The 17174-nt window shown below is 65.2% G+C and carries 21 protein-coding genes and 1 tRNA gene; 10 read left to right on the forward strand and 12 right to left on the reverse strand.

The window, feature by feature from the left end; genetic code table 11:
* Positions 1-54 precede the first annotated feature (54 nt).
* From G5C33_RS15785 to G5C33_RS15800, 4 genes are all read right to left on the reverse strand, one after another.
* Entirely contained in the window at positions 55-819 is a 765-nt protein-coding gene (locus G5C33_RS15785; protein WP_165328020.1) for an SDR family NAD(P)-dependent oxidoreductase, read from the reverse strand.
* 145 nt (positions 820-964) lie between these two features.
* The gene (locus tag G5C33_RS15790) at positions 965-1723 is read right to left on the reverse strand and encodes an SDR family NAD(P)-dependent oxidoreductase (protein WP_165328021.1); all 759 of its coding nucleotides are present in this window, start codon (positions 1721-1723) and stop codon (positions 965-967) included.
* A 123-nt stretch (positions 1724-1846) separates the two neighbouring features.
* Complete coding sequence (locus tag G5C33_RS15795; RefSeq protein ID WP_165328022.1) at positions 1847-3616, reverse strand: SLC13 family permease; 1770 nt, start codon at positions 3614-3616, stop codon at positions 1847-1849.
* A gap of 138 nt (positions 3617-3754) precedes the next feature.
* The gene (locus G5C33_RS15800; RefSeq protein ID WP_165328023.1) at positions 3755-3967 is read right to left on the reverse strand and encodes a hypothetical protein; all 213 of its coding nucleotides are present in this window, start codon (positions 3965-3967) and stop codon (positions 3755-3757) included.
* A 173-nt stretch (positions 3968-4140) separates the two neighbouring features.
* Between G5C33_RS15800 and G5C33_RS15805 the strand changes: the two genes are divergently transcribed.
* Entirely contained in the window at positions 4141-4329 is a 189-nt protein-coding gene (locus G5C33_RS15805) for a hypothetical protein (RefSeq protein WP_165328024.1), read from the forward strand.
* 23 nt (positions 4330-4352) lie between these two features.
* Here G5C33_RS15805 and G5C33_RS15810 read toward each other — a convergent pair whose 3' ends face one another.
* On the reverse strand, positions 4353-4979 hold the full coding sequence (locus G5C33_RS15810) for a S24 family peptidase (RefSeq protein ID WP_165328025.1): 627 nt from the start codon (positions 4977-4979) through the stop codon (positions 4353-4355).
* Positions 4980-5070: 91 nt separating this feature from the next.
* Between G5C33_RS15810 and G5C33_RS15815 the strand changes: the two genes are divergently transcribed.
* Complete coding sequence (locus G5C33_RS15815) at positions 5071-5259, forward strand: hypothetical protein (RefSeq protein ID WP_165328026.1); 189 nt, start codon at positions 5071-5073, stop codon at positions 5257-5259.
* Entirely contained in the window at positions 5256-5570 is a 315-nt protein-coding gene (locus tag G5C33_RS15820; protein WP_165328027.1) for a hypothetical protein, read from the forward strand. Before G5C33_RS15815 ends, G5C33_RS15820 begins: the two co-directional genes overlap by 4 nt.
* A 7-nt stretch (positions 5571-5577) precedes the next feature.
* Here G5C33_RS15820 and G5C33_RS15825 read toward each other — a convergent pair whose 3' ends face one another.
* The gene (locus G5C33_RS15825; RefSeq protein ID WP_165328028.1) at positions 5578-6486 is read right to left on the reverse strand and encodes a hypothetical protein; all 909 of its coding nucleotides are present in this window, start codon (positions 6484-6486) and stop codon (positions 5578-5580) included.
* Positions 6483-7721, reverse strand: a complete 1239-nt coding sequence (locus G5C33_RS15830; RefSeq protein WP_165328029.1) for a TIGR04063 family PEP-CTERM/XrtA system glycosyltransferase — start codon at positions 7719-7721, stop codon at positions 6483-6485. Before G5C33_RS15830 ends, G5C33_RS15825 begins: the two co-directional genes overlap by 4 nt.
* A gap of 101 nt (positions 7722-7822) precedes the next feature.
* On the opposite strand from G5C33_RS15830, the gene G5C33_RS15835 reads away from it, so the two are divergent.
* From G5C33_RS15835 to G5C33_RS15845, 3 genes are read left to right on the forward strand one after another with little or no spacing between them, the layout of a single operon-like run.
* Entirely contained in the window at positions 7823-7990 is a 168-nt protein-coding gene (locus tag G5C33_RS15835; protein ID WP_206518577.1) for a hypothetical protein, read from the forward strand.
* Positions 7983-9350, forward strand: a complete 1368-nt coding sequence (locus tag G5C33_RS15840; RefSeq protein WP_165328030.1) for a putative O-glycosylation ligase, exosortase A system-associated — start codon at positions 7983-7985, stop codon at positions 9348-9350. The genes G5C33_RS15835 and G5C33_RS15840 overlap by 8 nt, the downstream gene beginning before the upstream one ends.
* Complete coding sequence (locus G5C33_RS15845) at positions 9347-10447, forward strand: acyltransferase family protein (RefSeq protein ID WP_165328031.1); 1101 nt, start codon at positions 9347-9349, stop codon at positions 10445-10447. Before G5C33_RS15840 ends, G5C33_RS15845 begins: the two co-directional genes overlap by 4 nt.
* A 1-nt stretch (position 10448) precedes the next feature.
* On the opposite strand, the gene G5C33_RS15850 is transcribed toward G5C33_RS15845, so the two are convergent.
* On the reverse strand, positions 10449-11006 hold the full coding sequence (locus tag G5C33_RS15850; protein WP_165328032.1) for a type 1 glutamine amidotransferase domain-containing protein: 558 nt from the start codon (positions 11004-11006) through the stop codon (positions 10449-10451).
* Positions 11007-11121: 115 nt separating this feature from the next.
* On the opposite strand from G5C33_RS15850, the gene G5C33_RS15855 reads away from it, so the two are divergent.
* The 3 genes from G5C33_RS15855 to G5C33_RS15865 all read left to right on the forward strand — a co-directional run bounded on the left by G5C33_RS15855 (position 11122) and on the right by G5C33_RS15865 (position 14084).
* Positions 11122-12141 carry a DNA topoisomerase IB gene (locus tag G5C33_RS15855; RefSeq protein ID WP_165328033.1) on the forward strand — a complete coding sequence of 340 codons (1020 nt, stop codon included), beginning with the start codon at positions 11122-11124 and terminating at the stop codon, positions 12139-12141.
* Positions 12142-12151: 10 nt separating this feature from the next.
* Positions 12152-13351 carry a mechanosensitive ion channel family protein gene (locus G5C33_RS15860; RefSeq protein WP_206518578.1) on the forward strand — a complete coding sequence of 400 codons (1200 nt, stop codon included), beginning with the start codon at positions 12152-12154 and terminating at the stop codon, positions 13349-13351.
* 100 nt (positions 13352-13451) lie between these two features.
* Positions 13452-14084, forward strand: a complete 633-nt coding sequence (locus G5C33_RS15865; RefSeq protein WP_165328034.1) for a TetR/AcrR family transcriptional regulator — start codon at positions 13452-13454, stop codon at positions 14082-14084.
* Between the two features lie 49 nt (positions 14085-14133).
* On the opposite strand, the gene G5C33_RS15870 is transcribed toward G5C33_RS15865, so the two are convergent.
* Both G5C33_RS15870 and cpdR read right to left on the reverse strand, forming a co-directional pair.
* Positions 14134-14208: transfer RNA gene (locus G5C33_RS15870), tRNA-Val, on the reverse strand.
* 61 nt (positions 14209-14269) lie between these two features.
* A complete protein-coding gene (cpdR, locus tag G5C33_RS15875) occupies positions 14270-14647 on the reverse strand; it encodes a cell cycle two-component system response regulator CpdR (protein ID WP_165328035.1) in 378 nt (125 codons plus the stop codon).
* A gap of 113 nt (positions 14648-14760) precedes the next feature.
* Here cpdR and G5C33_RS15880 point away from each other — a divergent pair, with 113 nt between their 5' ends.
* Positions 14761-15603: an N-formylglutamate amidohydrolase gene (locus G5C33_RS15880; protein WP_228275095.1), complete on the forward strand. Its 843-nt coding sequence runs from the start codon at positions 14761-14763 to the stop codon at positions 15601-15603.
* 221 nt (positions 15604-15824) lie between these two features.
* Here G5C33_RS15880 and G5C33_RS15885 read toward each other — a convergent pair whose 3' ends face one another.
* Positions 15825-16355, reverse strand: coding sequence for a cytochrome b (locus G5C33_RS15885; protein WP_165328036.1), 531 nt, complete (start codon positions 16353-16355; stop codon positions 15825-15827).
* Between the two features lie 25 nt (positions 16356-16380).
* Positions 16381-17166: a SapC family protein gene (locus tag G5C33_RS15890; RefSeq protein WP_165328037.1), complete on the reverse strand. Its 786-nt coding sequence runs from the start codon at positions 17164-17166 to the stop codon at positions 16381-16383.
* Positions 17167-17174 lie beyond the last annotated feature (8 nt).

Consider the following 17174-nt stretch of genomic DNA (forward strand, 5'->3'; position numbering starts at 1 on the left):
CCTGGGCACCGCATCTGTGGCGCCCGGCGGAGCGTTGCAAGGCCAGGCGCGCGATCAGCGCTGGTCGGGCTGGCCGTTCGATGCCGAAGCGCCGCCATCGACGGGCAGGTTGACGCCGGTGACGAAGCGCGCGTCGTCACTGGCAAGGAACGCCATCACATCGGCGACATCCTCCGGCTCGCCCGGACGGCCGAGCGGGATCCGCGCCATGAACCTGTCGATCATCTCCGGGTCGTCCTGAATCGCCTCTGTCATTCCCGTCTTCGTGAAGCTGGGATTGACCGCGTTGACGCGCACGCCATGCGCGCCTTCATCAAGCGCCATCGCGCGGACCATGTTGGTCACTGCGCCTTTCGACGTGTTATAGGCGAGCATGCCCCAGTCGCCGCCGGTCCCCGAAACCGAGGAGGTCATTACGATCGCCCCCCTGGCCTTGCGCAATTCGGGCAAGGCGGCCTTGGCCATGTGGAAATAGCCGTTCACATTGACGTCGATCACGCGATCCCAGTCGTCTTCCGATGTCTGCACCGCATCGCCCTGCACCACCGTTCCGGCATTGTTGATCAGCACGTCGACGCCGCCGAAGCGATCGACCGCGTCGGCGACGGCGCTGCGCGCGGTATCGCTGTTGGCGGTATCTCCGGCCTTCTTGAGAAGCCGGTCGGCGGGCAGATCGGCGCACGCCCCGTCAAGCGCATCGGCGTCGAGGTCGAGCGCGACGACATTGGCGCCCTCTTCGGCGAAACGATGGGCGGCGGCCGCGCCCATGCCCGACGCGGCGCCGGTGACGATGACGGTTTTTCCTGCGAAACGCTCCATTTTCGGGCTCCTGATATCGGGTAGGGAATAGGTACCGAACGCAGGCGCCACGCGCGCCGTTGCTCCGCCCGTCGCAACCGTCCGACGGCACATCCCTCGCCGCAACGGCGGCGCACCGGGCCATCCGGCCCGGCACGCCGGCCGCTCAGAGCGCCTGCGTGCTCGACGCGGTCGATCCGCCGTCGACAGGCAGGTTCACGCCGGTGATGAACCCCGCCTCGTCACTGGCGAGAAACAGCATCGCCTTGGCCAGGTCATCAGGCTCGCCGGGGCGCCCCATCGGGATGCGCGCGACGAATTTCGCCACCGTTTCGGTATCCTCCTGCATTTCCTCGGTCATGCCGGTGCGCGTGAAGGTGGGGTTGACCGCATTGACGCGAACGCCGTCGGGCGCGTGATCGATCGCCATTGCGCGAACCATGTTGGTCACCGCACCCTTCGACGTGTTGTAGGCCACCAGATGCGGATCGCCGCCCAGCCCCGACAGCGACGACGTCATCACGATCGCGCCCTTGTGCTTGCGCAGTTCGGGCATCGCCGTCTTCGCCATCAGGAAATAGCCGGTGACGTTCACAGTCATCACACGGTTCCATTCCTCGATACTGGTTTCGGTCACATCGCCGAAGGTCACCGTTCCGGCATTGTTGATCAGCACGTCGATTCGACCGAAGCGATCGACAGCCAGGTCCACCGTGGCCTGGATATCTTCGGCGTTCGCGGCGTCGCCGGTTTGCGTTACAAACCGGTCTACCGGCAAATCGCGCGCCAGCGCGGCGAGCTTTTCGCCGCTCAGATCGAACGCCACGACATTGGCGCCTTCGCCCAGAAAACGGCGGACCGCGGCGGCACCGATCCCCGAAGCCGCGCCCGTTACGATGACGGTCTTTCCTGCAAATCGACCCAAGACATCTCTCCTTCATTTTCATGGTCTGCATTGGCCGCCGCCCTGCCCGGCTCCCGCCCGGCCGACGCGCGGCATTCGCTTGCTATCGGAAGGATGACGGCCAGGGCAAACGCCCGGGCGCCGCTAGACCGCCGGCCAGAACCACATGATCAGCGGCGTGCCGAACAGCAGGACAAGCAGCGACAGCGGCGCGCCGAGACGGGCATAGTCACCGAACTTGTAGCCGCCCGGGCCCATCACCAGCGTGTTGCACTGATGCCCGATCGGAGTGAGGAAATCGCATCCAGCGCCGACCGCCGTCGCCATCAGGAAGGGCTCGGGGCGATAGCCCAGGCCGCTGGCGAAAGTCGCGGCGATCGGCGCCATCACCAGCACCGTCGCGGCATTGTTGAGGAAGGGCGTGACCGCCATCGCCGCGGCCATGATCAGCATCACCGCGCCCCAGGGCGGCAATGTCGACGCCAGCACCGAAAGATGCTCGCCGATCAGCGTGCTGGCGCCGGTGGTGCGCAGGCTGTCCGACACCGGGATCAGCGCGGCGAGCATGATCAGGATCGGCCATTCGATATGCGAATAGGCTTCGCGCACCGGCAGCGCGCCCGAAATCACCACCAGCCCCGCCGCCGCGAAAAAAGCGACCGCGACCGGCACCAGCCCCAGCGCCGTCGCGCTCATCGCTGCGGCCAGGATGACGAGCGGCAACAGCGTGCGCCGGGCATTGTTGCCGAGCCGGAGCGAGCGTTCGGCGAGCGGCAGGCAGCCGAGATCGCGCAGCCGCTCAGGCAACAGATCGAGCGGCCCCTGCAGCACGATGACGTCGCCCGCCGAGAGCATGATATTGCCCAGCCGCCGGACCAGCCGTTCACCCTGCCGCGACACCGCGATCAGATTGACGCCGAATCGCTCGCGCAACTGCATACGGCTGGCAGTGCGCATCACCAGCGGCGAATCGGTGCCGACCACCGCTTCGATCACGCCTATGTCGGAGCCGTTGTCGCTGATCGTCTCGCGCCCCTCGAGCTCGAGCCGGTCGCCGGCGATCACGCGTTCGAGACTGTCGGGCGAACCGCCGAGGATCAGGATGTCGTCGGCATGCAGCACCGTATCGGGAAAGGGTGCGCTGCGGGTGTGATCGCGGATCAGATTGGTGATCGTCACTTCGTGGTCGTGCCGCGCGATGAAATCGGCGACGGTCTCGTCGATCGCAGGCGAGCGTGGGCCGATGCGCACCTCGGTGACATAATCCTGGATGTCGAGCGCTTCGCCGAGCGTCGGCGCCGCCCGCCGGTCACGCGGCAGCATGCGATAGCCGATCGGAAGGAACGCCAGCCCGATCAGCGTCAACCCGAGCCCGACCGGCAGATAATCGAACATCCTGAACGGCTCGCCTGTCATTTCCTCGCGCACGCTCGACACGATGATGTTCGGCGACGTGCCGATCAGCGTCATCAGCCCGCCAAGCAGCGAGGCGAAGGACATCGGCATCAGAAAGGAGGACGGCGCGGTGTTCGAGCGTTTCGACATCTGGAAGGCGACGGGAATCATCATCGCCAGCGCGCCGATATTCTTGACCAGCGCCGAGGCGAATCCGACGCTGGCGGTGAGCACAAGCAGCTGCGCCTCGGTCCGCTTCACGCGCTTTTGCAGGAGCAGCATCAGCCGCTCGATCACGCCCGATCGCTGCACCGCGCCCGAAAGCACCAGCGCCGATCCCACGATGATGACGATATCGTCGGAAAAGCCGGTAAAGGCCGCTTCGGGCGAGACGATGCCGGTGGCGATCCCGGCGAGCAGCGCCATCACCGCAACGACGTCATATCGGAACCGGCCCCAGATGAAGAGCGCCATCATCACCGCAAGAACGATGACCGATAATGTCTGGGGCAGCGTCATTCGGCCTCGGTACGGATCATTCGCCCCTGAACCCTCGAAACGGCGTTAGGGTCCGCGAGCGCCTCGCCCGGCGGACAATAATCCGGGGCTGCTACCGGGAAAAGCCGTGCGCGATCAAGCGATACGCGCCGGAGAGGCTCAGTGAATCGTACCGACCGCGCGCCCGACCGACATCAGCACCACCAGCCGCTCGATCTGGCGCCAGCGGCAGAAATGGATGTGATTGCCCAGATCCCGGCTGCGATCGGCGCGCGCGGCGGCTTCGAATCCCGCATCGTCGCCGAATTTACGGATCAGATCGAATGCGTCGGACACGGCCGCGCGATCGTTGAGATAGGGCATCTGGTCCATATGCTACTCCGCTACCGGCGACGAAGCGCCTGGCGCCGCCGCATGCCCCGTTGATAGGCGGCAAAGGCGAAAAACCAGTGGAAGACGAAGGTTAACCGTCCGCGAATCGATGCCGGGCGCGGCCAGGGCGCCGGAGTGTGGCATCGCGGCGCCGGACGTGGCAGAGCAGCGCAATGAGCAACGAATCCAAGACGCCGACCACAATGGCGGGTGGTTTTCCCATATTCGCCGGGATTTTCCTGGGCGCGATCTTCGGCGTCGTGGCGGGCCAGCCCTCGCTCGGGATCATGGCGGGCTTCGCACTGGGCGCGGCCACGGCGATCGTGATCTGGCTGCGCGATCGGCAGCGCAAGGGAAGCTGACCCCCGCGCATCGGGCAATCTGCCTAGATCAGCGCGCGTGACAGCCAGACGACACGGCCGATCACATCGATTGCCCCGCCCGGCACGATGCGCGGGCCGCCATGCGCCGGATTGGCGCTGGCGATTTCGACGTCGCAGCCGATCGCGCGAAGCTGTTTCACCTTGAGCGTCTCCTCGATGCGCAGGACGAACAGGCCGGCGCGTGCCGATGGCGTGCGGCGATCGCGATCGACGAGGATTTCGTCACCGTCGGACAGCAGCGGCTCCATCGAGTCGCCGAGTACGCGAATCATCGACGCCGCGCTCGCCCGCACGCCGAGACGGCGCAGCAACGCGGGATCGAGCGCGGCCGGGCGCTGACGCAGATCGCCTTCCGCGAGCCCGCCGGGACCGGCGGCGGCATCGACGTCGAGCCGGGGGATCGGAGTCATCCCCACCGCCGCCGGCCCGCCCAGCGTTTCTTCCGCCACGCCGAAATAGCGCGCGAGCAGCGCACGATCGCGCTCGGGCAGCAATCGGGGCGACCCACGCCGCATATATTGCTGGAAATACGCCGGGTTACGGCCCAGCAGCCGCGACATCGACGCATGGCTTTCGCCATGTTCCGCCATCAGGGCCGCGATTGCCGCGCGTTGCGCCATTTCATCCATCTTCGATCGACTTCCATAGGAATTTTCCTAGACATGTAGGATTTTAAAGAACAAATCAAGATCATTCGGAGCGAATCGGAGGATTGGGCGGATGACCGTGTTGCGGAAGGTGGAGCAATATCTGCGGCGGACCGAGATGCCGGAAACCAAGTTCGGAAGGCTCGCCGTGCGCGATCCGCGGCTGGTGCGCGATCTGCGCAACGGACGCGAACCGCGCCCGCCGATGGTGGCACGGATCGAGGCCTTTATCGCCGCCGGGCAGAATGGAGACGCGCGATGAGCCGGGGACCCGATGCCGCCACGCAGTTCGAGCGCGCCTTGCTGGCACAGGCTGCAAGGGCTGGTTGTCCGCTGACGCTGGTCGAAAGCGACTGGACGCGCTGGGCCAGCGCAACGTTCAACGGCGCGCGGCACGTTGTGACGGTGAGCGCGCCCGCGTCATCGGCGCTGGAACGCTGGCTGGAGGAACTGCCCGAAGCCGAATTCGCGCTGCGCAACCATCTGGTCGCGGATGTCGCCGTCACCGTGCAGCGGCGTTGCGCGGACGCAGTAACCGCGACGGTCGAAGCGCTGACGGTGGAGGAACGATGATCGCGCCTTAGGCGCGGCGGGCGAGATTGCGGAGCGTCACCAGCGCTTCCTGAAGCCCGTGTTCGGGTTCGTGCGACGGTTCGCCGTCGTTGGCGCCGCCCAGCCCGCGCCTGACCACGCCCTTTTCCAACCTGTCGAGCAGCGCATGGATCGAGGCGTCGGTTTCCGGTCGCGTGAATTCGCTGCCCGACGCGGGAACCGAAGGCGGAGGCGCGGCGCGAACCTGCGGCGTCAGTTCGAAGGTTTCGAAACGCTCCTGCGGCTCGAACACCGCCGGACGCGACGGCCGGCGCAGCGGCAATACCGAGGAGGGCGCGGCGATCGGCGCTTCGCGGATCGCGCCGGGATCATATTGCGCCATTGGCTGGTTCAGGTCCTCCGGCAATTCGGCTTCGGCCGGAGATGGCGGCGCGACCGGCGCGGGAGCGGCTACCGCCTGCGCCTCGGCGGCTTCGGTCAGGTCGAGAATTTCGACGATCTCGTCCGATCGAATCTCTGCCGATTCGGAGCCCTTGCGCAGCTTGGCGGTAACTTCGAGAAACGGCGTGCCGAGGTCGCGCGTGGCGCGCAGCGGCGGGCGCGGCGGCGCGTCGGGATGCGCATCGGCGCGGCGGACCGCCGGTTTTTCCTCGATTTCGGGCGCGGCTTCGCGCGCGCCCTTGCCCACGCCGATCGAACGCGATCCGACCAGCAGGAAGGCGGCGAACCAGGAGAAGAGCGCGACCAGCCCGCCGACGCCCAGCGCCAGCAGCGCACGCGCTGTAATCCCAAGCGGCGGTTCGGCAGCGGGAAGCAGCGCGGGCAACCCGCTTTCCATCACCAGTTCGCCCAGCATCGGCGCGGGGACGATGGCGATGGTCGCCGCGGTGGCGACACCCAATATGGCTGCGGACGAGGGGGCGATTGGCAGGTTCATGTCTTTGCCGGGGAAGGTTGCGACCAGTTGGTTCCTATCGCCTCCCCTTTTGCGAGAATTTGGTAAACAGAATCATACCGAGCGACGTTGGTCGCCCAATTGCGTTCCTTTTCGACATAGGCGCGCGCGCGTTCGCGGCGCGCATCCCAGTCGTCGCGGCTGGCGAAAAGATCGGACACGGCCATTGCCAGCGCACTGGGGTTGTCGGCGGCAAACAGCGTGCCGGTATCGCCGTCGCGAATCAGCTCGCAATGGCCGCCGACATCGGATGCCGCGACCAGCCGGTTCTGCGCCATCGCCTCGAGCGGCTTGAGCGGCGTGACCAGTTCGGTGAGCCGCATCCGCTTGCGCGGATAGACCAGCACGTCGATCAGGCTGTAATAGCGCTCGACCTGATCGTGCGGCACGCGACCGACGAAACGGATATGCCCGCCGACCGGCGACGCCTCCGCCTGCGCGCGCAATGCCTTTTCAGCCGGACCGCCGCCGACCAGCACCAGTTGCAGCGTCGGGCGGCGGCGCACCAGATCGGGCATCGCGTCGATCAGCACGTCGAGCCCCTCATAATCGTAGAAACTGCCGATGAAGCCGATCGTCTCGGCACCCTGCAGCCCCAGCTGGCGTGCCAGCGCGACATCGGGCGCCGCCGGCGTGCCGAACAGCTCCATATCGACGCCATTGGGCGAAACGAGAATCTTGGCGGGATCGACACCGCGCCCGATCAGGTCGCCGCGCAGCCCTTCGCAGATCACCGCCACCGCATCGGCGCGGCGCACCGCCCAGTTTTCGAGCATGCGCGTTGCGCGATAGCGCAGCGATCCCTCGCGTCCGGTGCCGTTGCCCACCGCCGCGTCTTCCCAGAAGGCGCGGATTTCATAGAGCATCGGCAGCTTCAGCCGCCGCGCCGCGCGATGCGCTGCCAGCGCGTCGATAACCGGCGAATGGACATGGAGCAGATCGGGGCGATAGTCGCGCGCGACTTGCTCGATTCGGCGCGAAAACGCCTTGATCTCGCCGAATTCGCGCAGCGGAAACGTCCCCGGCCGCTCGGTGGTGCGAAAGAAGCGCAGCCCGTCGACCATTTCCTGCGCGACCGTGACCGCCCCCTGCCGCGGACCGGTGACCGAAGCGACTTCCCAGCTGCGCGCGCGCTGCGCTTTGAGGATCGCCCGCGTGCGGAACGCATAGCCGCTGTGCAGCGGCAGACCATGATCGAGAACGTGCAGAATCCGCATGCTCGCGGCCTTGCCACGACAGGCCTTAACGGCACGTCAACCGCGTGGCCCGTACACCTGCGTCTCAAAGGAAAAACCTGGCCCGGGCGGACAGCGCAAAGATGATCGACAATCTATCGCTCGGACTATCGCACGGCCTGATGATTCTGGCCGCCTGGATCTTGCTGCGCCGGCCCGATCTGGACGTCGAGGACACCGCCCGCGACGGCGCGAAGGAAGCGGCCGAAAAGCGGCGCAGGCTACTCCGAAAGGGGCGTTTCCGTGCGTGACGTCGCCTTTCTCGCCTTTCTCGCGGCGATCTTCGCGATGGGCTTTCGCAAGCCCTTCGTCTTCGTCCTGACCTATGTCTATATCGACATCGTGTCGCCGCAGCGGCTGACCTATCTGTTGCTCAACAGCATTCCGATCTCGATGGTCGCCGCCGGATTGACAGTGCTCGGCTGGCTGGCGCTCGACGACAAACGTGACGTACGCGTGGTGCCGCGCCAGGGCGTATTGCTGCTGCTGCTGCTCTATTGCGCCTATACGACGCACAATGCCGACTTCCCGATCGAGGCACAGGATAAATGGGAATGGGTGTGGAAGGCGCTGGCCTTCGCGATCTTTCTGCCGCTGACGCTGCGCACCAAGCTGCGGATCGAGGCGCTGCTGCTGTTCATGGTGCTGTCGGCTTCGTCGATCATCATCACCGGCGGGGTCAAGACGGCGCTGGGCGGTGGCGGCTATGGCCAGCTGAGCCTGATGGCCGACATCAATGCCGGTCTCTATGAAGGCTCCACCATCTCCACCGTCGCGATCGCGATCATTCCGCTGATCCTGTGGTTTTCCAGATACGGGACCATTTTCCCGCCCGACTGGCGGGTACGAACCTTCTGCTACGCATTGTGCTTTGCATGCCTGTTGATCCCGGTGGGGACTTCGACGCGCACCGGGCTGCTGTGCATCGCGCTGCTCGCGATCCTGATGCTGCGCGACGCCAAGCGGCGGATGCTCTATATCGGGCTGATGGGCGCGGCGGGGGTCATGGCGATCCCCTTCCTCCCCTCCGCCTTCACCCAGCGGATGGAAACGATCCAGTCCTATCAGCAGGACGAATCTGCCTCGACTCGCATCGCGGTGTGGAAATGGACGATCGACTATGCATCGGAAAACCCGCTCGGCGGCGGGTTCGAGGCGTATCGCCAGAATCGCATCCGCTACAATATGGTCACGACCGAAGGCTCGGAGAACAACGCCAAGCTCGACACGCGCGTCGCGATCGACGCGGGCCGTGCCTATCACAGCGCCTATTTCGAAATGCTCGGCGAGCAGGGCTATCCCGGGCTGCTGATGTGGCTGATCATCCATCTGGGCGGACTGTTCCGCATGGAAGTGCTGCGACGGCGCTATCGCGCCTCGGAAGGCGAATGGGCCTGGGTCGCCCCGCTGGCGACGGCGTTGCAGCACGGCCATATGATCTATCTGCTCGGCGCCGCCTTCATCGGCATCGCCTTCCAGCCGTTCATCTATCTGCTGATCGGCGCGCAGATCGGGCTGGACAGCTATTGTGGACGGCGGCGCGCCGAAATGGCCTGGCGCCCGATCCGCCGCAAGCATCGCCACGGACACACGGAACCGGCAACGGCATGAGCGCGAAACCGGAATTGCGCGCGCTGACATCGGTGCGCGGGATCGCCGCGCTGCTGGTGGTCTTCTATCACATCCGCATGTCGATCGCCGGGCTGCCGCAACCGCTGCTCGAGTTTTTCGCAAAGGGCTATCTGGCGGTCGATTTCTTCTTTCTGCTGTCGGGCTTCGTGATCTGGCTCAGCTATGCGCAGCGGCTGCGCGACGGCGGACTGGCGGCGATCCCGACATTCCTGAAACGGCGAGTCGCGCGCATCTGGCCGCTGCACCTGTTCGTGCTGGCGGGCGGCGTTGCGCTCGCGCTGCTGCTCGCCGCGACCGGGCGACACGACGCGAACGAATTTCCCTTCGCGCAACTGCCGCTGCACATCTTCCTGCTCCAGAACTGGGGCTTCACCCAAGGCCTCTCCTGGAATGATCCGGCCTGGTCGATTTCGGCGGAACTGGGTGCCTATCTCCTCTTCCCGCTGCTCGCCGTCGCCATCGACTGGCGGCGCATTCCCGGCTGGGCGATAATCGCGGCTATCGTCGCGCTGGCACTGCTGCTCGCATCGGTGATGGCGATGGGCGGCGCGCAGACGCTGGGCGAGGATATTGCGCGGTTCGGCCTGCTGCGCTGCCTTATCGAATTCGCGGCGGGCAATGCGCTGTGCGCGCTGTGGCTGCGCTGGCGCGAACGACCGATGGTCCCGGCCGTCGCCGCTTCCCTGCTTGCCCTGCTATGTTTCGCCGCCTGGGCCGCGGGGATGCCGGAAACGCTGGCGGTGCCGCTCGCTTTCGCGGCATCGTTGCTCGCGCTTGCGCTCACATCGGGGCGGCGCGGCAATCCGCTTGAAGGGCGGACCCTGCACTGGCTAGGCGAGATCAGCTATGCCGTCTATCTCGGCCATTATCTGCTCTGGACCGCCTTCAAGCTGGCTTTTGTAAGCGACGTCGGCGCCGTGCCGCCGGCATTGATCGCGCTCTATATGGCAATGGTGATCGTCAGCGCCGCCATGCTTTACCATTGGATCGAGCGGCCGGCGCAACGCTGGATCAACGGGCTCGCCCCCGCCCGCCGGCGCGAACCGGTGGCCCGGGACGCGGCCCTGCCACGCTAGCTTATTCGGCCGCTTCGACCGCCAGTTCCTGCAGCGCGCTCGCAAGCGCCTGATTGAAGGCGGGAATGTCGTCCGGGTTGCGGCTGGTGATAAGATTGCCGTCGACGACCACCTTTTCATCGACGACATCGGCGCCCGCATTCTTCAGATCGGTACGCACCGAAGGCCAGCTCGTCGCGCGCTTGCCGCGCACCATATCGGCTTCGACCAGCAGCCAGGGGCCGTGGCAGATCGCCGCGATCGTCTTTCCGTCGCGGGCGAATTCGCGGACGATCTCGACCGCGCGATCCTGCATGCGCAGGGTATCGGGATTGAGCACGCCGCCGGGCAGTACCAGCGCATCGAACCCGCTGGTATCGACGGCATCGATCGTCGTGTCGGGCGTGATCGTGTCTCCCTTTACATCATGCTTCATCCCCTGAATGGGATCAGTCTTGATCGACGCCAGCGTCACCTTCGCGCCGGCATCGAGCAGCGCCTTGCGCGGCTCGAAGAGTTCGGACTGTTCGAAACCGTCGGTCGCCACGAACAGGACGCAGGCATGCGACAAACTAGCCATGAGTGTAGCTCCTTGATTTGATTGCGGTTTGCACGAACAACCGATCAGGCGCCGCGCATGTTCCGGAACGAAGCGACGGATCGCGCATTGGGCACGACGCTACGAAGAGAGAAGCATGTCGCCCGCCCACCTTGTCTATGTCGATGACCGACAACCCGGAATATCGCGTCGCAAGGTCCGCCACGGCTGGGGATACTGGGATGCACGCGGGCGCCGGATCACCGCACGCGAGGAAATCGAGCGGCTGAACGGTGTCGGCATGCCGCCCGCCTATACCGATTGCTGGTTCTGCGCCGATCCGCACGGACATATTCAGGCTACCGGCAAGGATGCGCGCGGCCGCAAACAATATCGCTATCACTCCGAGTATCGCGCCGCGCGCGAGGAAGCCAAGTTCGACCGCTGCGTGGCGTTCGGGCAGGCGCTGCCCGATCTGCGGCGACAGGTTGCGAGCGACCTGCGCAAGCGCAGCCATTGCCGCAGCAAGGCCGTGGCCGCTGTCGTCCGGCTGCTCGACCTGGGGCGCCTGCGCGTCGGCAACGAGGATTATGCGCGCGAGAATCGCAGCTATGGCGCGACAACGCTGCGCAAGCACCATGCCGAAGTGACCGGAAAGCGGCTGCAACTCGAATTCCGGGCAAAGTCGGGCAAATTGCGTACGGTGAGCATCACCGACGCCACATTGACTCGCTTTGCCAAGCGCTGTCAGGACCTGCCGGGACAGCATCTGTTCGGCTGGCTGGACGATGCCGGCGCGGCGCACCCGGTGACCTCCACCGACGTCAACGCCTATATCCATGACGCAATGGGCGCGGATTTCACGGCCAAGCATTTCCGTACCTGGGGCGCCAGCGTGATCGCATATCGCGCCCTGTACGATGCCGCCGAACCGATCACGCTGAAAGCGATGCTGGAGCCGGTGACTCAGGCACTGGGCAACACGCCGGCCATCGCGCGCAAATCCTATGTCCATCCCGATCTGATCGCACTTGCCAAGGACAAGGACGGTCAGACCGACTTTTTCGATGATTTGCGTCTGCCCCGAACCACTCGCTATCTCGACCGGTACGAACGCGGCCTGATCGCGTTCCTCGACCCGGTCGATGCCGCCCCATCCCTCCCCCAAGCAGCCTGAAGAAGGAAGCATGAGCAACAATCAGGCGGCGCAAGCCGCATCCACCGAAGCGTCCGCCGTAACCATGCAGGAATTCGTCGAAACCAGCATGGCATGGGTGCAGAGCCACTGGCTGGAATTGCTGATCGCACTGGGCGCCGGTGTCGCGATCGCGGCGCTGCTATATGCGTTGCGCGGCTGGGGCGCGAAGCTGTGCAAGGAACCTGCCGGAATAACCGGATGGCGCTCGATCCTCGGCAAGGCAGTCGCCAAGACGGGCAGTTTCTTCATCATCATGACCGCCGCGAAGCTGGTGATCGGCTATGCCGCCGCGCCGCCGCTGGTCGAACAGACCGTCGATTTCCTGTTCACGATCGCCGCAGTGTTCCAGGGCGCCTTGTGGGCGCGCGAAGTGATCCTCGGCTTCATCGAAATGCGTACCTCGAGCGATGAATATCACGGCGAGACGCTGGCGACGGCGATCGGCATCATCCGCGTGCTGGTGAGCTTCACGGTCTTCGCCATCGCGCTGGTGGTGGTGCTTTCGAATCTCGGCGTGGACGTTACCGGGCTGGTCGCCGGTCTCGGCGTGGGCGGCATCGCCATCGGTCTCGCCGCGCAGGGAATCTTCGCCGACCTTTTCGCGGCGCTTTCGATCATCTTCGACAAGCCGTTCCGGCGCGGCGACAGCATTGCCTATGACAACACCTTCGGGTCGATCGAAGCGATCGGGCTGAAATCGACGCGCGTTCGCGCCTTTACCGGCGAGGAGCTGATCATTTCCAACCGCAACCTGCTCGACAAGGAAATCACCAACAACACCCAGCGCAAGCATCGCCGTGCCAAGCTGGCTATCGGCGTGATCTATCAGACCTCGCCCGAGGTCTGCGCGCGCATTCCGGGCATGCTCAAGGATATCGTCGAGGCACATGACCGGATTTTCGTGCGTTGCGGCTTTGTTGGGTTCGGGGCGTCGAGCCTCGATTTCGAGCTGGAGTTCGACAGCGACGGCGCCGACTTCGTCGCCTTCTATGAAGGGCGTACCGCCATCGGCATCGCGATCCTGGACAAGTTCAACAAGGAAGGCATCGAAATCGCCTATCCGACCCAGACGACCTTCACCGCCGATCCCGACGGCCGGATGATCCTGCCCTATCCCAAGGTGCAGCCGGTGGTCGGCGTGGAAGGCACGCACATGACGCGGGACGAGGGACAGCAGAAGGACGGGTAAACGGCATCGGGTGCGGCGATTTGCGCCGCCCCGCCGCCCTGTGGCACATTTCGTGTCATGGCGGTTTGACACAAATTGTGCCCGGTGCCACCGGGCGGCGATGGTGATGCGTAAATTCCTGCTCGAAGACCCGGCCCGGCCGGCGAAGACATCGGACAACAAGGCGACGCGCGAGCGGATCGTCGATGCGTTGATGGCGCTGACCGCCGAAGGCGCCGTGATCAATCATGATCTCGTCGCGGAACGGGCCGGTGTGTCGCGCCGGACCGCCTATCGCTATTTCCCCGATCAGGAAGCGCTGCGCAGCGCCGTGCTGCAGCGAATGAACAATGTTTCGGCAAGCCCGCGCTCGCTCGACGCGCTGCTCGACGGGCTGGAATCGCGCTTTGGCGACTATGACGCGCATGCCGATGCGATGATGGTGCTGACGACGACTGCCGAAGGCCGCACGACGCGCAACATGGCCAAGCCCGAGCGCGTGACTGCGTATCGCGCGATGCTGGGCGATGCCACCGCCTATCTGCCCGAACCGGACCGGCGCTGGGCGATCGCCGCGATCCAGCTGATGGGCAGCGACTTCGCCTGGCGCGAGATGCGCGACCAGTGGGACATGGACGGCGAGGAAAGCGCCGCAGCGGTGCGCTGGGCGATCGAGACGCTGCTCGCCGATCTGGAGCGGCGCGGCAACAAGCCGTTGTCCGAAGGACCGGTAGCGGCGTCTGAAGCAGCCTGAAAAGGCAAAGGCCCGCCGCTTCTTCAAAGAAGCGACGGGCCTTGGAAAATGGTGGGCGTGGCAAGGATTGAACTTGCGACCCCTGCGATGTCAACACAGTGCTCTACCACTGAGCTACACGCCCCCGAGAGCCGCGCGCTTTAGCGAGTGGATTCGCAGCACGCAAGCGAAAGCGTATGGAATTTTCAATTCCGGCTGGGAACGCTCTCCACCTCGAACATGCGATCGACTTCCAGCACCAGGTCGCGCAAGTGGAACGGCTTGGAAAGCACGCGCGCCTGCGGCACCTGCTTGCCCGCCTTCAGCGTCACCGCCGCGAAGCCGGTGATGAACATCACGCGCATGTCGGGCGCGATATCGGCGGCGCGCTGCGCCAGCTCGATCCCGTCCATTTCGGGCATGACGATATCGGTCAGGAGCAAGTCGAACTGCTCGTTTTCCAGCAAGGGAAGCGCCGCCGTCCCGCGGTCGACCGCGGAAACGCCATAGCCCGAACGTTCCAGCGCACGCGTGAGATATTCACGCATCACCTGATCGTCCTCAGCCAGCAAAATCTTGATCATCGTCACTCCCGGCCCCGCAAAGCGCATTGCAATATGCGAAAACCACTTAACATTTTCCAGCACCGAACGGCAGCGACTTGTCGGCCCGCTGTCCCGCTTCTAAGCATTTTAGCGTGAATGACGCTGCGACATTCGAACGCCACGGGCCGATTGCGCCGATCAGCCCCATCGTGCTGTCCGTTCCCCATGCCGGGCGCGATTATCCGCTGGCGCTGCGCGCGGCATTGCGCGTTCCGGTCGAATCGCTGCGCGCGCTGGAGGATCGGCATGTCGATGCAGTCGCCCGCGGGGCGCATGGGCAGGAAACGCTGCTGATCGCACGCCGGGCGCGCGCCTGGATCGACCTCAATCGCGCCGAGGACGAGCGTGACCCGCAACTCGACGACGGCGCACGAAGCAGCGGCCGGCCGCTGTCGGCCAAGCTGCGCAGCGGCCTGGGGCTGGTGCCGCGCCGCGCGGCGAACGCCGACATCTGGCGCCGACGCCTGTCGGACGCCGAAGTGCGCGCACGGATCGCGGGCGATCACCGCCCCTATCACGCCGCACTGCACGATGCGCTGGCAGCCGCCCATGCCCGTTTTGGCGTGGCGGTACTGATCGATGTGCATTCGATGCCGCCGATCGGCGCGATCGACGAAGCGCCGCGTATCGTCTTCGGCGACCGGTACGGTAAATCGGCGGCACCGCACCTGATCGCGCGGCTGCAAGGCGTCACGCATGCGCACGGCACGACCAGCGCAGTCAATACTCCCTATCCCGGCGGCCATATCCTGCAGCGGCACGGCGACCCGCGCCGCGGCATCCATGCCGTGCAGATCGAAATCGACCGGACCTTGTATCTCGACGGCCAGCTCGACCAGCCCGGACCGGGCGCGGATCGCACCGTCGCCCTGTTGCGCGACATGATCGCCGCGATCAGCGACGCCGTCGCGCCGCACGCCATCGCCGCGGAATGATCCCGATCGGCCACCGCCCATAAAAAACCACCCCGCGCTTATCGCGCGAGGTGGCCAAGGTTCAGGGAGGAGACACGCCCGAAGGCGTGCCGCACGAACCCGCGAAAGGGGGAACACGTGTCCGTGCCTAATCAATATAGGTCAGTGCACAGACCGCTTCAAGACTTGGTCAAGCGATCACAAATATTTGTTTTCCAAGATGAATATTTGTTCATCTTGGATCAGCGCGCCATTCGCGACAGGACGCGATCCCGCAGGATGAACTGGTGGCGCAGCGCCGCCGCGATGTGCAGGACGACCAGCGCCAGCATCGCGAAACCCAGTATCTCGTGCGCCTCATGGCCGAATCCGGCCAGCGCCTCGTTGATCGGCAGCACCGGGAAATCGAACAGGCCGAACCAGCCGACGGGCCGCGGCCGTTCCGGGTTGGACGACATCATCCAGCCGGTAAGCGGCAGCAACAGGATCAGGCCATAAAGCGCCAGATGCGTCGCATGCGCGCTCGCCTTCTCCCAACCCGGCATCTGCGCGGGCAGCGCAGGCGCCCGATGCCCGAGCCGCCACACGACCCTGGCGATGCTGAGCAGCAGCACCGTCATGCCGATCGATTTATGCAGCGGGATCACCTGCCGCGCATCGAACAGCGATTCGTGGAACAGGCCCAGAACCAGATTGATGATCACCAGCGCGGCGACCAGCCAATGCAATGCAATCGCCACGCGGTCATAGCGGTCTGCATCGGTGGTCGCCATCGCCTGTGTCTCCGGTTGGTTGGGTTCAGCCTGCCGGCTGCTGCATCGTCGGCTGCGGCGCCTTTCCGATGGCGACCTGCCGCGCGAAAATGTCACGCATCAGCGACAGCGAGAAGAGGTGCGCGTGGATGAGCGGCAGCATGCCGTTCTGCGCGATCTTGCGCAGCTGATCGCCGCGAAGGTCCTTCAGCTTGTTCTCGTCGACCATCTGGAAGCCGCGATAGGTGAAGGGCTGCGCCGCACCTTCGGGCTGGATCGAGACTTCGCCGTCCATCAGGACACCGAGTTCCTTCAGCTCACGCATGAACTGGCCCGAACGCTGACCGGCCTGTTCGAACTGCTCGTTGAACGTCAGGACCGACTTGGTGGTCTCGGTCGGCTGGCCGTCCTCGAACAGCTTTTCGCCGTCCTCGAAGGCGCCGATGGTTTCGCTGCTCGGATCGAAGCACAGCGACAGCTCCTCGCTGTCGGGACGCAGCCGCGCGAGCATGAAGGGATAGCGGCGGACATAGGCCGGCATGTAGAGATGCGGCTCGCGCACCTTGCCTTCATCGTCGACGAAGACGTTGACGCCTTCATTGAGGCCCATCAGCGCCAGCGGCACCGGATTGTCGCCCGCCGAAAAGACGATCGGCATGTGACGCTGCGCCAGCGGAAATTCCTCCACCGTCAGCGGCACGGCATGCTGGCCGACCAGGAACGGCGCGCGATCGGTGCGGCGTGCCCGGAAATCGGCGTGCTCCTGGCTCGAAAGCGGCACGAGGTCGTTGTAGAAAAGCGGAAGCGACTGCTGGGTCGGCGCGGTGGCCATCATGATCT

Source organism: Sphingosinithalassobacter tenebrarum, assembly GCF_011057975.1.
Classification (GTDB): domain Bacteria; phylum Pseudomonadota; class Alphaproteobacteria; order Sphingomonadales; family Sphingomonadaceae; genus Sphingomonas; species Sphingomonas tenebrarum.

Excerpts from the sequence above, each read along its gene's own strand:
- G5C33_RS15785 (WP_165328020.1), bottom strand. The coding sequence starts at position 819 with ATGGAGCGTTTCGCAGGAAAAACCGTCATCGTCACCGGCGCCGCGTCG.
- G5C33_RS15835 (WP_206518577.1), top strand. The coding sequence starts at position 7,823 with ATGATCGACAATCTATCGCTCGGACTATCGCACGGCCTGATGATTCTG.
- G5C33_RS15865 (WP_165328034.1), top strand. The coding sequence starts at position 13,452 with ATGGTGATGCGTAAATTCCTGCTCGAAGACCCGGCCCGGCCGGCGAAG.
- G5C33_RS15830 (WP_165328029.1), bottom strand. The coding sequence starts at position 7,721 with ATGCGGATTCTGCACGTTCTCGATCATGGTCTGCCGCTGCACAGCGGC.
- G5C33_RS15825 (WP_165328028.1), bottom strand. The coding sequence starts at position 6,486 with ATGAACCTGCCAATCGCCCCCTCGTCCGCAGCCATATTGGGTGTCGCC.
- G5C33_RS15885 (WP_165328036.1), bottom strand. The coding sequence starts at position 16,355 with ATGGCGACCACCGATGCAGACCGCTATGACCGCGTGGCGATTGCATTG.
- G5C33_RS15800 (WP_165328023.1), bottom strand. The coding sequence starts at position 3,967 with ATGGACCAGATGCCCTATCTCAACGATCGCGCGGCCGTGTCCGACGCA.
- G5C33_RS15845 (WP_165328031.1), top strand. The coding sequence starts at position 9,347 with ATGAGCGCGAAACCGGAATTGCGCGCGCTGACATCGGTGCGCGGGATC.
- G5C33_RS15860 (WP_206518578.1), top strand. The coding sequence starts at position 12,152 with ATGAGCAACAATCAGGCGGCGCAAGCCGCATCCACCGAAGCGTCCGCC.
- G5C33_RS15805 (WP_165328024.1), top strand. The coding sequence starts at position 4,141 with ATGAGCAACGAATCCAAGACGCCGACCACAATGGCGGGTGGTTTTCCC.
- G5C33_RS15810 (WP_165328025.1), bottom strand. The coding sequence starts at position 4,979 with ATGGATGAAATGGCGCAACGCGCGGCAATCGCGGCCCTGATGGCGGAA.
- G5C33_RS15815 (WP_165328026.1), top strand. The coding sequence starts at position 5,071 with ATGACCGTGTTGCGGAAGGTGGAGCAATATCTGCGGCGGACCGAGATG.
- cpdR (WP_165328035.1), bottom strand. The coding sequence starts at position 14,647 with ATGATCAAGATTTTGCTGGCTGAGGACGATCAGGTGATGCGTGAATAT.
- G5C33_RS15890 (WP_165328037.1), bottom strand. The coding sequence starts at position 17,166 with ATGGCCACCGCGCCGACCCAGCAGTCGCTTCCGCTTTTCTACAACGAC.
- G5C33_RS15855 (WP_165328033.1), top strand. The coding sequence starts at position 11,122 with ATGTCGCCCGCCCACCTTGTCTATGTCGATGACCGACAACCCGGAATA.
- G5C33_RS15820 (WP_165328027.1), top strand. The coding sequence starts at position 5,256 with ATGAGCCGGGGACCCGATGCCGCCACGCAGTTCGAGCGCGCCTTGCTG.
- G5C33_RS15795 (WP_165328022.1), bottom strand. The coding sequence starts at position 3,616 with ATGACGCTGCCCCAGACATTATCGGTCATCGTTCTTGCGGTGATGATG.
- G5C33_RS15850 (WP_165328032.1), bottom strand. The coding sequence starts at position 11,006 with ATGGCTAGTTTGTCGCATGCCTGCGTCCTGTTCGTGGCGACCGACGGT.